Here is a 14,942-nt window from a genome sequence, read left to right on the forward strand (position 1 = left end):
CGCGTTGTCCTCGAATGCTTCGGAGGTATTTCGTGCCCACTCAGATCACCGCGCTCGCGGTCAGCAAGTCTTTCCACGACCGCACGGTTCTCGATGCGGTCAACTGTTCACTCGGTGCGGGTGAACGCACCGGCATCATCGGGGAGAACGGGTCCGGCAAGAGCACGCTGCTGCGTCTGTTCGCCGGATGCGAGCAGCCCGATCAGGGCGAGATCGTCGTGCACGCAGAGGGCGGTGTCGGCTATCTGGCTCAGGACGAGCAACTGCCTGCGCACCTGAGTGTCGGGCAGGTCATCGACCAGTCGCTGCACGAGCTGCGCTGGATCGAAGGTCGGATGCGTCATCTCGAAAGGGAGATGTCTACCGGCGGCAAGTCTCACCTGGACGAATATGCCGAATTGACAACGGTTTTCGAGCTGCGCGGCGGCTACGACGCCGATGCCCGGGTGGAGCGAGCCCTGCACGGACTCGGGTTGGGCGTGGTTGCGCGGGATCGAGCGGTCGGTGAACTGTCCGGTGGGGAACAGGTTCGTCTGCGCTTGGCGGCCCTCCTCGCCGCGGCGCCCGAGGTGCTGCTGCTGGACGAGCCGACCAACCATCTCGACGACGATGCGTTGACCTGGTTGGAGGACCATCTGCGAACTCGGCGCGGCACCTCGGTCACCGTCTCCCACGACCGCACTTTCCTCGAGCGGGTGGCAACCACCCTGCTCGAAGTGGATTCCGATCGTCGTTGCGTCGTGCGCCACGGCAATGGATACCGCGGCTACCTCGCCGAACGCGAGGCGGCGCGGCAACGCTGGATCCAAACCCATCTGCGCTGGCAGAACGAGACCGACGACCTGCGCGAAGCCATAGCCACCACAGCACGACAGGTCGCACCGGGGCGCCCCATTAAGGACAACAACACGTTGGCCTACCACCGGGCAGGTGGCCGCGTTCAGAAGTCGTTGGCAGGCCGGGTCCGCAATGCCGAGGAACGCCTGCGGCGGCTCCTGGCCGATCCGGTACCGCCACCCCCGCAACCGTTGCAGTTCAAAGCGGTGCCCCCGGCGGGACGCGCGACGGGGGTCGTCCTGGATGCCATCGATATCGCGGTGGACGGCAGGCTCGCACCTACGAGTGTGCGGGTGTCCGCGGGAGAACGGCTGCTGATCACCGGCCCGAACGGCGCGGGCAAGTCGACACTGTTACGCGTGTTGGCGGACGAGCTCACGCCCGACTGCGGCACGGTGATCCGTCGCGGCCGAGCCGGCTACCTCGCTCAAGAACCGGGTCCCGCCGTACCCGGTCAGACCGTGCTGTCCGCCTTTGCCCAGGGCAAGTCAGGGCTGCCCGATGATCACACCGAACGCCTGCTGTCACTGGGTCTGTTCACACGCGCCCAGCTCACGAACCGGGTGGAGAATCTGTCCAGCGGGCAGCGGCAGCGGCTCGAACTGGCGCGACTGGTCAGCGAACCGTCGGAGCTGTTGCTCCTGGACGAGCCCACCAACCACCTCTCGCCCGGACTCGTCGAGGAGTTGGAAGCCGCGTTGGTCGACTATCGAGGCGCCCTGGTTGTAGTCAGCCACGATCGCCAACTTCGAGATCACTGGCGTGGCGCCCGGCTCGATATGCGTGCACCGGTCTCGGCCCGACCTGGTCGATGATCTTCAGGGCCGGCTCTTCGATGTTCATCGTGACTTCGAGGACTGGTCGATGTAGGCGAGGTTGGTTGCGGTCGGTGCGATACCGAGTGCTCGAGTGTTGGAGGGATCTTGTTGCGCGGGTTACGATCCGAGTCACCATAAGCCATTCGATGGAGTCAAAGGGGGGTGCATGCTGCGGGCGGATATCGACCAGTTGAACAGGCTGTCATCGATGCTGGATGGCGTGGGTGACGAGGTGGATGGCATCGATGTGCGTACAGAGGCCGATTCGCTGGCCGATCTGTTGCCAGGGTGTGCACTCGTGCCTGCGTGTGGTCAGGCAGGAGAATTCGTGGAGGGAGCCTACCTACGGGTCGCCGGGCGTATGCGCCAGGTCGCGTCGATCACGAGGGAATGCTCGCGGAATCTGGAGACGACAGATGCCGAGTTCGCGGATCGTATGCGTGAGTTCGATGTGGTTGCGGTGGGGCGGCGCTGATGCCCACTCGTACGCAGCTCGGCAGGTGGGACATTGGTGCGCTCGACCGGTGGGCTGCCACATTGACCAAGAGCAGCAATGATTGTGTGCAGTACTTGGGGAAGGTGCGTGCTCACTTCACCGATGTGCGCGACGATTGGTCGGGAGCGGCCTATGACGCCGCCTACGACCGGGTGCTCGAAGACCACGATCAGGGGCGCAAACTGACCGTGGAGGTCGAGGATCTCGCGGTCGAGTTGAGTCGGGCCGCGGAGACGGTGGCGTCGTATCGCAGTGTGTTGCTGGGCCGGGTCGCCGATGCGGAAGACGCGGCATTGGCGGTGGCCGAGGACTGGCAGGTCTCCGGCGCCCCGGAGGAGTCCGTGATCGCCCACCAGGAGTTGATCAACAGCGCGTATTACGACCTGAACAACGCGGTGCAGGATATCGCCCGCCGCGTCACCACCCAGGCCGACATCGTGCGCTCGGCCGGTGACTTGCTGGGCTCGGGCCTGGATGTCACTGCGGCCGAGGACGAAACCAGCAGACTCGGCCAGCAGGACGGTCGTGTGCTGGCCGAATTGGCAGATGAAGATCCGTCCAGACGTGATCCGGCGGCATTCGACCGGATCGCCAGCCAGTTGCCCCCGCATCCGCTGACGGATGCGGAGTTGAATGCTCTTGCTGCGGGTGGTGAGGTGGATTCGCTTCCGGCGGAAGTCCAAGACTACTATCGCGAATTCTACAATGCTGCAGGTAAAGACGGAATTCTGGCGTTGAGTGAGCATTTGAAAGCTCAGGAAGAAGCTGGTAACACGGTTGCTGCGGCACAGCGGGATTCGTTGGCCAATGGTTTGGCGATCATCAGCAACGAGGACATCGGCTCCGGACGCAACGCCGACGGCGAACTCATCGACGCTGGCAGCTATCAGGCGGTGCCCGAGGACATTCGCGAACTCATCGAATCCCGACTCCCGAACTTGCCGGGCCACGGGACCCAGTACTCTCCAGACCTGGCCGCACAGCTACACATGGAGGGGGTATCGCAGCTGTCTGATCTGCTCAACGAGGCCAATCCGGGCTATGCCCCCGGCACCGAGCTGGGCACCCAGCTGTACCTCAAGACAGCAGATATGGTGGAACACCCCTATGGGGGCTTCGCCGTCCAAGATCTCTATCGCAGTGAACTCGATAGCGCTGCTGCTGGCTTTGCCGAGTTCGCTGGCCGTAACAACGATGCCGCGCACCAGATCTGGACCGGTGAAGGTATGCCCGAAGGCTACGATCCGGAAGAAACGGTGCGGACGTTGACCGGCTACGACTGGTCGGAATCCGACAACGGGCGAGGTGCGGCAACGCTGATCGACCGCATCACCGAAGAATCCCAACTGCCCCCGGAAGACCCGCGCGGTATGCGAGGACGGGAGGCACTTGCCGGACTCGGGCAAATGCTCGCGCCGCGCGACGACGACGAGGTCTGGCAGCAGCAGCAAGACAGTTTCGCCAGAAACCCCGAACTCGCCACATCGGTCAGTCGCGGCATAGCCGCGAACCTCGACGCCGTGAGTGTCCCCGGCACCCAGGATGGGTTCACCAATAGTGCGGTATGGTCGGATGGTCGGGTGGCTCTGGAGGCGGAGGAGTCCAACCGATTGCTGCAGCTGGGTGGGTACTCCGAAGAAGGCAGAGTGAATCTGACGGCCGCGGTCGAGCAGCGGCGTATCGAAGAACTCGCCCATGTGATGCGGACCAATCCGGACGATATGTCAGTGCCGCTTGCTCGCAGCGATGCGGGCACCCTGTCGGGGCGGATCGACAACGCGATCTGGGACGCGATGATCCATCAAGACCAGGTGAAAGGTGACGAAGCGCTCAACCCTACCGACGCGTTGTATAGAGCAAAGATGCTCGGCGCCTCGATCGCCAGTGCACTCACCGATGAAGCGATCGGCCGGATTCCTGGTGGCGATATCGGTGCTGGGATCACCGGTTTCGACGGAGATGCCGTGGAAAACCAGCTTCAAGAATGGTTGGGCAAGCCCGAATACGAATTCCTCGAACGACCCAGCGACGCGAGCCTGAGAGCCGAAGCCAGCCTCCATGCAAAGCAGGCCATACTCAACGCCGCCTATATGTCTGGATTTCTCCCGGCGGAACTGCACATCAGCGATGGGCCGATCGAAGCTTCTACGATGGAAGGCGATGCGAGTGCCCAAGAAGCATTCAACGATTTCTTGGACTCGCATCGTTTGAGTCAATACCTTGACAATTACCGGCAGTCGTACGCTATCGATCTCGGTGCACAACGGTCGGCTCAGGATAGTGGGGGAGACGACTCATGAGGCGGGCCTATGTCGCTGCCGTCACTGGTGCGCTGATAGTCCTGCCCCTAGCGGCTTGCGATGCACCGGACCCCGAGGATTCCTCTACTGCTACTTCCACGACAATAGCGTTCCCGTACCCAGCACTCCAATTTTACACCGAGATCGCGATACCCTTGGAGGAGCCGCGGCTGTCCGCGGTCGAGTTCGCCCTGGATATGAAGGCCAATGATCTTCGGATGCTCGATCCGCAGGAATTTCATGCCATTCGTGAAGAATTCCGTGCAAAGGTAGCACCCGAAGTAGACAACAATCGCGATCCCTCTCTTTCCATCGGTTATGTTGACAAGACAGGTGGGGTGACACTGCGCGCAGTAGAGGTGCGTGAACCCGAGGAGGGTGTTGTCGAAGTATCTGTCTGCATATACAACACTCCTGGCCAGTATACGCTGCATATAGATGGTTCGATTGGCGAAGCAGTGAAGCCGTACCATTTGCGTCGGCCTCGGGTGCAGTGGACGGACCGCCCTGCAGCGGATGGGTCTGTGCCGGACGGTCCGAGGTGGCTGTTTGTGGATGATGGTGTTGACTTGAGTATGACCGATGAGATCAAAGTCGGGGTGTGTGAGCCTTTCAAACCGGACCCGTTCATCCAGAAGATGCCAGACCCGACCGAGCCGACGACCACTCCAGGAGGCTGATTCATTCTGTCGTCAAGGCCGTGAACACCGTGGCGGCGTGGAAGAATTCGTGGTGTCCGACTACAAGGGTCGCAACAAGCCGCAATCGCAGAAGGCCGCCAAGCGGACCCACGCCCGGCTACGCGGCCAGGGCGAACGCGCAAACGCCCAGATCGAGACCTGAAGACACTGCCTGTAGAATTTGAAGAAGCACCGTCTCGCCGTCGGCTCGGAGGGATAGATCATGATACCCGCCAGATACGATGCCATCATAATCGGCAGTGGCCATAACGGACTGACGTGCGCATGCTATCTGGCGAGAGCCGGCCTGAAAGTTCTTGTTCTGGAGAAATATCATTCCATTGGCGGAATGACCAATACAGAAGAAACAACCATTCCCGGGTTCCAGTCGGATACGCACGCGAGCTGTATTCAATTCGCAAACTTTTCTCCCGTTCCTGAGGAACTTCAGCTGGAGGAATATGGGTTCGAGCTGATCCATCCCGATCCCGGTCTATCCCATGTTTTCCCCGACGGTCGCTCGGTTTCTGTGCATCGCAACCTCGATGATACTTGTCGGAGTATAGCGCGTTACTCACAGAGAGATGCAGATATGTGGCGCGTCCTCTATCAGAAATTCTTGAAACAGAAGGAATCGATTTGCGCTTCCTTCAACAACCCCCCGCCATCGTTCACCGAGGAAGCGGCAGCTCTGCGGACCCTCCCCGGAGGCCTGGACGAGTATCGATTTCAGATGCAGAATATCAGATCCTGGTGTAATGAAACCTTCGAATCGGAGGAGGCCAAGACTCTCCTGGGTGGATGGGGGGTACACGTCGGTGTCTCTCCCGACGAGGTCGGCGGTGCGAGCATTTCGTGGCTCTTCTCGATGCTGATTCAGCACTATGGGAACAATATCGTCGAAGGCGGCATGCGAAATCTCTCGCTTGCACTGGCTGGATTTCTCGAAGCGCACAACGGTGAGATTCGGGTGAATACGGACGTCGAGCAGATCGTCGTCGAGAACGGAAGAGCCTGCGGTGTCGAGCTTCGGGACGGTGAACAGATCCGAGCAGGGTTGATCGCGTCGAGCGCACACCCCCGGAATCTGGTGCTCGACCTGCTCGGGCGGCAGCGGGTCGAAACCGCCGTCACCACGAAGATCCGACAGTACGAATTGGGCGAATCGGTCATGGTTGTGTATATCGCTCTGCGCAGTCCGGTGAACTATAGGGCCGGGCCGATCCCCGGGCAGTCCGTCTATGTGCACCCGAGCCCGGGGCTGTCAGATTATTTCTCCCGCATATTCTACGAAGCGCGAAGCGGTCTCTTACCCGAAGAGCCATTTGCGCTGATCTGCAACGAAGCTGCCGCGGATCCGAGCCGTGTGCCGCCGGGTGCGGGATTGATGAAACTTGTGGTCCAGCCTGTTCCGTACGAGATCACAGGGGATGCCGGCGGCACGATCGAGGAAACACGATGGGACGATGCGAAAGAGCTCGTTGCGGATCGGGTGATCGGCCTACTGGCCGACAAGTACATCCCGGATCTCCGGGACAACATCATCAAGCGAGTCGTTCTCAGCCCGCGGGATATGGAACGGAAGATACCAAGCGCCCTTCAGGGGACGCTTTCCCACGGAGCGTTCGTCCCATATCAGGTCGGCGCCATGCGGCCGATACCGGAGATGGGGTTCTATCGCTCACCGGTCACTCATGCCTATCTATGCGGATCCGGCAGTCACCCCGGTCCGGGAGTGACAATGGCGCCAGGCCGAAACGCGGCGCAAATAATCTATGCAGACCTTGGGATCGACTTCGCTGTAGTCGGAAGCCGTCCTGACGAATAGGTGTGGAATCCTCGTGTTCAGCGCAGGATGACCAGCCACACCGCCACATAGTGGGTCAGGGCCGCGAGCACCGTGGCGGCGTGGAAGAACTCGTGGTGTCCGAAGACGGCCGGCCATGGGTTCGGCCATTTGGTCGCGTAGAGGATGGCGCCGCCGCTGTAGAGCAGGCCGCCGATCAGCAGCAGGAGCAAAGGTGCGGTGCTGGTCTGGTCGGTCAATTGCCCAGCGACGGGCACGATGGCCCAACCCAGCAGTAGATACAGGGGAACGCCGACCCAGCGGGGCGCGGTCGGCCACAGCAGTTTCAATGCCACCCCGGCCAATGCGCCGGCCCAGACCACGGCCAGCAAGGTCTGCCCGGTGCGTCCGGGTAGCCCGAGCAGAGCGAACGGCGTGTAGCTGCCCGCGATGAACAGGAAGATCATCGAGTGGTCTGCCCGTTTCATCCAGATCCGCGCCCGGGTCGTCTGCCACGTCACCCGGTGATAGGTGGCGCTGATGCCGAACAGCCCACACACCGTCAGGCCGTAGACCAGCGTCGACCACCCGGCTGTGGCGGAGATCGACGCGGCCGTCGTGATCAGCACGGCCGCGGCGACGGCTGCGATGCCGACGGCCCAGGTGTGGATCCAGCCGCGCATGCGTGGTTTGACCAGCGCTACGGAGTGCGTCTTGCTGTGGGATGGTGACGCTGCTGGGATCAGTGCCGCGTCGACCGCGCCGCCCGATTCGGACACGCGTTACCTCCTATTTGACCCGCCGGTAACCTACGTCACCGTAACTTATGGTCTCTCGGTCACTGTACCGGTGTAGCGGCGTCGATGCCGCGTGTGGCCACGAGGCGTAGGGTTGCCCGCGTGGAACTCCCGAGTCAGGTGCGGAGCTTGCCGTATCGGGTCTACGAGGCCCGGCTGTCCAAGCGGCTGACCGCCCAGCAGCACCCCCGGCACGTCGCGGTCGTGTGTGATGGGAATCGCCGATGGGCGCGAGAGAACGGTTTCACCGACGTCACTCACGGTCATCGGGTCGGAGCGCTGAAGATCGCCGAACTGGTCGGTTGGTGCGAAGCCGAGGGCATCGAAATGGTGACCGTCTATCTGCTGTCCACCGAGAACCTGCAGCGCGGCGCGGACGAACTCGAAACCTTGTTCGAAGTGATCACCGACGTGGTCGAAGAACTCTCCGCGCCGGAGCAGAACTGGGGCGTACGCATCGTCGGCTCGCTCGAGGGTCTGCCCGAGCTGATCGCCAAGCGACTGCGCACTGCGGCCGAACGCACCGACGGGCGCTCCGGGGTGCACGTCAACGTCGCGATCGGCTATGGCGGCCGGCAAGAGATCGCCGACGCGGTCCGTTCGTTGGTCCGGCAAGAGATCGCAGCCGGGGAGACCGGTGAGGACCTGGTTCAGTCGATCACCGTGAACGCGATCGGCCAGCACCTCTACACTTCCGGACAGCCGGACCCCGACCTGGTGATTCGCACCTCCGGCGAGCAGCGCCTGTCCGGATTCTTGTTGTGGCAGAGCGCGTACTCCGAGATCTGGTTCACCGAGGCGTATTGGCCGGAATTTCGGCGGGTGGATTTCTTGCGGGCGCTGCGCGATTACGCCGCGCGTCATCGCCGTTTCGGCGGCTGATGTCGAGCGGACGTTCCACGCGCTGTCGTCACCGAATGTGGGCGGGCTCATGGCTGGTTCGGGCTCACAGTTTGCGCAGCCGCAGTCGATTGATGGTGTGATCGGAGTCCTTGCGCAGCACCAGGGTTGCCCGCGGTCGGGTCGGCAGAATGTTCTGCACCAGATTCGGACGATTGGTGTTGTTCCAGATCTCGCGCGCCGCGGAGGTCGCCTGCTCGTCGGTGAATCCCGAATAGTGGTGGAAATGCGCGTTCGGGTCGGCGAACGCGGTCTCGCGTAGGGTGAGGAACCGTTGCACGTACCACGTTTCGATGTCTTCGATGCGCGCGTCGACGTAGATCGAGAAGTCGAACAGGTCCGAGACCATCAAGCGGGGGCCGGTCTGCAGCACGTTCAGCCCCTCCACGATCAGAATGTCCGGCTGGCGGACACAGTGCAGCTTCCCGGGCACGATGTCGTAGGAGATGTGGGAATACACCGGTGCGCACACCTCCGCCGCACCGGACTTCACCTCGGTGACGAAACGCAACAGTTTGCGGCGGTCGTAGCTCTCCGGGAATCCCTTGCGGTGCAAGATGCCATGCTGCACGAGTTCTGCAGTGGGATAGAGAAATCCGTCGGTGGTGACCAGGTCGACGCGCGGATGGTGATCCCAGCGGGCCAGCAGCGCCTGCAGCACGCGTGCGGTGGTGGACTTGCCGACCGCGACACTTCCCGCGACGCCGATCACGAACGGCACCTGGCGGTCCGGATGGGTTTCGCCGAGGAACGTTGCGGTCGCCGCGAACAGGCGTTGACGCGCGGCCACCTGGAGATGGATGAGACGAGCGAGTGGGAGATAGACCTCCGCGACTTCCTCGAGATCGATCTGTTCGCCCAAGCCCCGCAAGCCGATCAGTTCTTCCTCGGTCAGCACCAAGGGCGTCGACTTACGTAGTGTTCGCCACTGTTTTCGGTCGAATTCCACATAAGGACTCGGCTCACTCATTCGTGGCACTTACCCGACGCTCCTCGTCGGCAAACACGCACGAACGCGGTGCGGATTCGGTGAGATTCGGTCGAAGTGTCGCCGCATGGGCGAAATTGTGCTCCGTCTCGGCGGAACGGGCGGAGCGGGGTGGGGCTACTCGTCGGTAACCAGGTCTATGTCCCGGACCCGCTACTGTCGGCTGCCATGGAAGTGCATCCGCTCGTGCTCGAATACCTGCGGCTCGGCCTCGCCTTCGACCGGCTCGAAGAAGGGTTCGTCGACGCATACACCGCCGACCCGGCACTGCGTCGGGCAGTGCAGAACGAGCCGACGCCGGAACCACGCGAGTTGGCCCAGCGGGCCGCGCAGTTGCGTGCGGCAGTGCCGGACGCCGGGTTGTCATCCCAGCGGGTGGCTTTCCTCGACGTGCATCTGCGGGCGCTGGAGTGCTCCGGCCGCAAGTTCGCCGGCGAACGCATCGGGTTCGTCGACGAAGTTCGCGCCTACTTCGACGTCGACATCGCGCCCGGCGATGTGGCCGACTATCGCCAGGCGCACCGGCAGTTGGACGACGTGCTCGCCGGCAGTGGTTCGTTGGTCGAACGGCTGGCCCGACATCGTAAGGCCGATGCGATCCCGCCGGAGCGCCTGTCGGTCTGCGTGGAGGCGTTTTCCAGCGCGTTGCGCGAGTTGGTCCGCGCCCGCTACCCCTTGCCCGATCACGAGCACGTCACCTACGAGGTGGTCGGGGACAAGCCCTGGTCCGGGTTCAACTACTACCTGGGCAACTACCACTCCCGAGTCGCGATCAACTCCGACATCGAGCAGAACATGGCGCACCTGCCGCACCTGATCGCGCACGAGTCCTATCCGGGCCACCACACCGAGCACTGCCGCAAGGAAGCGGGTCTGGTCGCCGACGGTCAGCTCGAGCAAGCCCTGTTCTTGGTGAACACCCCGCAATGCCTGATGGCCGAGGGCCTCGCCGATCTGGCGCTGCGTTCCCTGATCGGGCCGGGCTGGGGCGCATGGGCGCAGAAAATCTACGCCGACCTCGGTCTGCACTTCGATGGCGAACGAGCCGAGATGCTTTCGGACGCCTCGGCCGCGCTGCTGAGTGTGCGGCAGGACGCCGCACTGCTGCTGCACGATCGGCAGCGCACCTCCGACGAAGTGGCGGAGTTCCTGCAGACCTGGGGATTGATGACGCCGAAACGAGCCCGACAGACACTGCGGTTCCTGTCCTCGCCCCTGTGGCGGGCCTATATCTCGACCTATGTGGAGGGGTATCGGCTCCTGGGCGGGTGGCTCGAACGAGCCCTCGACGCCGATGACCGGGCCGACCGATTCCGTCGACTGCTCGACGAACCGCTCACGCCGGGCGCCGTGCGCGCGGAGGTCTGACGTACTCGAGAACCCCCTGCTCGAGCATTCGGTCCGCGGCCATAGACTAGGTGCGTGACGCAGACGATCGCTTCGGTCAATTCTCAGCCTCTCGACGAGCTCGATCCGGAGCTCGCTGCCGCATTGGCAGGCGAGCTCGCCCGCGAACGCGACACCCTCGAGATGATCGCTTCGGAGAATTTCGTGCCCCGGGCCGTGTTGCAGGCGCAGGGCAGCGTCCTCACCAACAAGTACGCCGAGGGCTACCCGGGCCGGCGCTACTACGGTGGCTGCGAGCATGTCGATGTCGTGGAGAATTTGGCGCGCGAGCGTGCCAAGGAACTCTTCGGCGCCGAATTCGCCAATGTTCAGCCGCACTCCGGCGCCCAGGCGAACGCCGCGGTGCTGATGGCGCTGATGGATCCCGGTGAAAAATTGCTCGGCCTGGACTTGGCCCACGGCGGGCACCTCACCCACGGTATGCGGCTGAACTTCTCGGGTCGGCTCTACGAGGTGCACTCCTACGGAGTGAGCGAACGCGATCACCGCATCGACATGGACGAAGTGCGCGCCACCGCGCTCGAGACGCGCCCGAAGGTGATCGTGGCCGGCTGGTCGGCCTACCCGCGTCAACAGGACTTCGCGGCCTTCCGCGCCATCGCCGACGAGGTCGGGGCCTACCTGTGGGTGGATATGGCGCACTTCGCCGGCTTGGTCGCCGCCGGCTTGCATCCATCGCCGGTCCCCTACGCCGACGTCGTGTCCTCGACCGTGCACAAGACTCTGGGCGGTCCGCGCTCCGGCCTGATCATGGCCAAACAGGAGTTCGCCAAGAAGTTGAACAGTGCGGTGTTCCCCGGTCAGCAGGGCGGTCCGCTCATGCACGCCATCGCCGCCAAGGCCGTCGCGCTGAAGATCGCCGGGACCGAGGAGTTCAAGAACCGACAGGAACGCACCCTGTCCGGCGCGAAGCTGCTCGCCGAGCGGCTCACTGCCGCCGATGTCGCCGACAAGGGCATCTCCGTGCTCACCGGCGGCACCGACGTTCATCTGGTGCTGGTCGACCTGCGCAACTCCGAGCTCGACGGCCAGCAAGGCGAAGACCTGCTGCACCAGATCGGGATCACCGTCAACCGAAACGCCGTTCCGTTCGACCCGCGCCCGCCGATGGTCACCTCCGGACTGCGCATCGGTACCGCTGCGCTGGCTACCCGCGGCTTCGGTGACAGCGAGTTCACCGAAGTCGCCGACATCGTCGCCACCGCCTTGGCCGGCGGCTCGGACCCGGATACGCTGCGGGCTCGGGTGAGTGCGCTGGCCAAGGCCGTTCCGCTCTACGACGGCCTCGAAGACTGGCGCCTGCTGGGCTGACCCGATCCGATTCCGGCCTGCGCAGCAGCGCATGCCGGAATGGTCCGGCCAGCGAGCGCGCCGCGCTCGAGTTTCTGCGGCCATGGCGCGAGCTGCCTATGCTCGAGCTATGACCGACGAATCCGAGCCCACCCGGGATGCGATCACCACGGTGCGGGAGCTGTTCGTGGCGCTGGAGAAGGGCGAGCCTGAAGCGGTGGTCGAACTGCTGCATCCGGATATCGTCTGGAAGAACACCTCGCTGCCCGACGTCGAAGGTATCCGTTGGGTCGGCGCGATCATGCGTGGTCTGCGCCTGGGTTGGCTCGGGTTCGAGTTCGACATGCGCCATGTCGCTGCCGACGGCAATGTGGTGCTCATCGACCGCATCGACTACCTGCGGCTCGGCCGGGTGCGTGCCAAGTTCTGGGTGGCCGGCACCTACGAGGTGCGCGACGGTCGAATCATCCTCTGGTACGACCACTTCAGTCTGGGAAGCATGGCGCTGGGTATCCTCGTCGGCCTCTGGCACGCGATGATCCGCCGTCGCTGATCCGGCTCAGGAGTGCTGAATGAGGTACTCCAGATACACCGGTCGCAACACCTCGGCGACCGCGCCGTCGCCCGCGTGGATGTAGTCGTTGATCATGGGCAGAACAAATTTGATGTCCGCCTCGCTCTCGCCGAGATTGCCCGCAGCGGCCTCCGCGGCGGGGATCGAGGTGAGCAGGCGCCACAGAAATTTCACATCGCCGCGGCGCACGGCCACCCTGATCGCACGGTCGTGCAGTTCTTTCGACGACAGCGCCGCCAGCTCCTGTTCACTGGGCATATCAGCGACTCTAACCGTCGGCTCGGACGCTCGCGACCATGCGATGAATCGCGCCGCCATAGCAGGATTGCCCGCCGACGCCGATCGAGCCCGGCCCGCGCAACGCTGCGGTTTACGACAAATTCACGGACCGGCTTTTGCTTCGCCGGGCGCACACGCGCGGTTCACAGGTAGCGTCGGGTATGCGGGCCGCGGCGGTGTGGCTCGTACGGGAGGTCCTGACCGTGGCTGAGCTTTCGGTGCGAGGGGCCGGCGCCCGGCCCTGGCGGCACTGACGGCACCGTCGGGTCGACAGGACGGACCGGTCCAGCGAGACCGTTCGTGCGAGTTCGCACGAACACAGAGGAGCCCACCGTGACTGATGCACGCTCCGTATCCGCTCCCTCGGCGCACTCCCGCTCCGCAGCAGGCGCAGCCGCCGTGAAGGGAGCCAGCCCCTCTCCCAGGCCCGGAAAGGCATTCGTCCTCGACACCTCGGTGTTGTTGTCGGATCCCTGGTCCTTCACCAGGTTCGGCGAACACGACGTCGTACTACCCCTGGTGGTCATCGGTGAGCTCGAATCCAAGCGACACCACCATGAAATCGGCTGGTTCGCGAGGGAAGCGCTGCGCAATCTGGACGACCTGCGGCTGCAGTACGGCCGATTGGACCAGCGGGTTCCGATCGGCACCGAAGGGGGGACATTGCAGGTGGAACTCAACCACACCGACCCCGCGGTCCTTCCGGCCGGTTTTCGTACCGACACCAACGACTCTCGTATCCTGGCCTGCGCGCTCAATCTGGCAGCCGAGGGCCGCGACGTGGTGTTGGTGTCCAAAGATGTCCCGTTGCGGGTCACCGCCAGCGCGGTCGGTTTGTCCGCCGACGAATACCACGCGCAAGACGTGATCACCTCCGGATGGGTCGGCATGGTGGAGGTGGATGTCAGCGCTGCCCAGGTCGGTCAGCTCTATGCCGAATCGGTGATCGACCTCGACGACGCCCGAGAATTGCCCTGTCACACCGGTATCCGGTTGCTCGGGGGCAGCGCCAGCGCGCTCGGTCGTGTCACCCCGGACAAGCGGGTGCGGCTGGTGCGCGAGCGAGAGGCGTTCGGCTTGCACGGTCGTTCCGCCGAACAGCGGGTCGCGCTGGATTTGTTGTTGGACGAGAAGGTCGGCATCGTGTCGCTCGGCGGTCGGGCCGGCACAGGCAAGTCGGCGCTGGCGTTGACCGCTGGCCTGGAGGCGGTGTTGGAGCGTCGTACGCAGCGCAAGGTGGTGGTCTTCCGTCCGCTGTACGCCGTCGGCGGCCAAAACCTGGGCTATCTGCCCGGTACCGAGAGCGAGAAGATGGGGCCGTGGGCACAGGCGGTCTTCGATACGCTCGACGGGCTGGCGAGCCGCGAAGTGATGGACGAGGTGCTCGGTCGCGGCATGTTGGAGGTGTTGCCGCTGACCCATATTCGCGGCCGGTCGCTGCACGATTCGTTCGTGATCGTCGACGAAGCACAATCACTGGAGCGCAATGTGTTGCTCACGGTGCTCAGCCGGCTCGGAACCGGGTCGCGGGTGGTGCTCACCCACGATGTCGCCCAGCGTGACAATCTCCGGGTGGGTCGGTACGACGGCGTCGCGGCGGTGATCGAGAAGCTCAAAGGGCACCCGCTTTTCGCACACATCACCTTGAGTCGTAGTGAGCGTTCGCCGATCGCGGCGCTGGTCACGGAAATGTTGGAGGAATACGGTCCCAACCTCTGATTCGGGCGCGTCGTCCAGCGACGTGTAGCAGGGCGTGTTCGGCGAGTAGTATCCGCCGCAATAGCTGTTCG

At 63.5% G+C, this 14,942-nt stretch carries 13 protein-coding genes and 1 pseudogene; 11 read left to right on the forward strand and 3 right to left on the reverse strand.

The window, feature by feature from the left end:
• The first annotated feature begins 14 nt into the window (after positions 1-14).
• The 6 genes and pseudogenes from abc-f to K940_RS0108415 all read left to right on the forward strand — a co-directional run bounded on the left by abc-f (position 15) and on the right by K940_RS0108415 (position 6,959).
• Positions 15-1,652: a ribosomal protection-like ABC-F family protein gene (gene abc-f, locus K940_RS0108390; protein WP_036527981.1), complete on the forward strand. Its 1,638-nt coding sequence runs from the start codon at positions 15-17 to the stop codon at positions 1,650-1,652.
• Between the two features lie 169 nt (positions 1,653-1,821).
• Positions 1,822-2,130 (forward strand): hypothetical protein, encoded by a 309-nt coding sequence (locus K940_RS27460; protein ID WP_051407003.1) that lies wholly within the window; start codon positions 1,822-1,824, stop codon positions 2,128-2,130.
• Positions 2,130-4,451 carry a hypothetical protein gene (locus K940_RS27465; RefSeq protein ID WP_051407004.1) on the forward strand — a complete coding sequence of 774 codons (2,322 nt, stop codon included), beginning with the start codon at positions 2,130-2,132 and terminating at the stop codon, positions 4,449-4,451. The genes K940_RS27460 and K940_RS27465 overlap by 1 nt, the downstream gene beginning before the upstream one ends.
• Positions 4,448-5,131, forward strand: a complete 684-nt coding sequence (locus K940_RS0108405; RefSeq protein ID WP_028477164.1) for a hypothetical protein — start codon at positions 4,448-4,450, stop codon at positions 5,129-5,131. Before K940_RS27465 ends, K940_RS0108405 begins: the two co-directional genes overlap by 4 nt.
• Positions 5,132-5,186: 55 nt before the next feature.
• A pseudogene (locus tag K940_RS32255) lies at positions 5,187-5,291 on the forward strand (IS5/IS1182 family transposase); the annotation flags it as partial.
• A gap of 63 nt (positions 5,292-5,354) precedes the next feature.
• A complete protein-coding gene (locus K940_RS0108415) occupies positions 5,355-6,959 on the forward strand; it encodes an NAD(P)/FAD-dependent oxidoreductase (protein ID WP_081706229.1) in 1,605 nt (534 codons plus the stop codon).
• A 17-nt stretch (positions 6,960-6,976) separates the two neighbouring features.
• Here the strand turns inward: K940_RS0108415 and K940_RS0108420 are convergent, their stop codons facing one another.
• Complete coding sequence (locus tag K940_RS0108420) at positions 6,977-7,660, reverse strand: hemolysin III family protein (protein WP_369797488.1); 684 nt, start codon at positions 7,658-7,660, stop codon at positions 6,977-6,979.
• 120 nt (positions 7,661-7,780) lie between these two features.
• Here K940_RS0108420 and K940_RS0108425 point away from each other — a divergent pair, with 120 nt between their 5' ends.
• A complete protein-coding gene (locus K940_RS0108425) occupies positions 7,781-8,596 on the forward strand; it encodes an isoprenyl transferase (protein ID WP_051407006.1) in 816 nt (271 codons plus the stop codon).
• Between the two features lie 64 nt (positions 8,597-8,660).
• Here K940_RS0108425 and coaA read toward each other — a convergent pair whose 3' ends face one another.
• The gene (gene coaA / locus K940_RS0108430; protein ID WP_028477168.1) at positions 8,661-9,593 is read right to left on the reverse strand and encodes a type I pantothenate kinase; all 933 of its coding nucleotides are present in this window, start codon (positions 9,591-9,593) and stop codon (positions 8,661-8,663) included.
• 177 nt (positions 9,594-9,770) lie between these two features.
• Between coaA and K940_RS0108435 the strand changes: the two genes are divergently transcribed.
• From K940_RS0108435 to K940_RS0108445, 3 genes are all read left to right on the forward strand, one after another.
• Positions 9,771-10,970, forward strand: a complete 1,200-nt coding sequence (locus K940_RS0108435) for a hypothetical protein (RefSeq protein WP_028477169.1) — start codon at positions 9,771-9,773, stop codon at positions 10,968-10,970.
• A 54-nt stretch (positions 10,971-11,024) separates the two neighbouring features.
• Positions 11,025-12,320, forward strand: a complete 1,296-nt coding sequence (glyA, locus tag K940_RS0108440; protein ID WP_028477170.1) for a serine hydroxymethyltransferase — start codon at positions 11,025-11,027, stop codon at positions 12,318-12,320.
• Between the two features lie 109 nt (positions 12,321-12,429).
• Positions 12,430-12,852 carry a limonene-1,2-epoxide hydrolase family protein gene (locus K940_RS0108445; RefSeq protein ID WP_028477171.1) on the forward strand — a complete coding sequence of 141 codons (423 nt, stop codon included), beginning with the start codon at positions 12,430-12,432 and terminating at the stop codon, positions 12,850-12,852.
• Between the two features lie 6 nt (positions 12,853-12,858).
• Here K940_RS0108445 and K940_RS0108450 read toward each other — a convergent pair whose 3' ends face one another.
• Positions 12,859-13,131, reverse strand: a complete 273-nt coding sequence (locus tag K940_RS0108450; protein ID WP_028477172.1) for a hypothetical protein — start codon at positions 13,129-13,131, stop codon at positions 12,859-12,861.
• Positions 13,132-13,551: 420 nt separating this feature from the next.
• Here K940_RS0108450 and K940_RS0108455 point away from each other — a divergent pair, with 420 nt between their 5' ends.
• Positions 13,552-14,871 carry a PhoH family protein gene (locus K940_RS0108455; protein ID WP_036528024.1) on the forward strand — a complete coding sequence of 440 codons (1,320 nt, stop codon included), beginning with the start codon at positions 13,552-13,554 and terminating at the stop codon, positions 14,869-14,871.
• The last annotated feature ends 71 nt before the right edge of the window (positions 14,872-14,942 follow it).

Origin of the sequence: Nocardia sp. CNY236, from assembly GCF_000482385.1 — a bacterium.
Lineage (GTDB): Bacteria > Actinomycetota > Actinomycetes > Mycobacteriales > Mycobacteriaceae > Nocardia.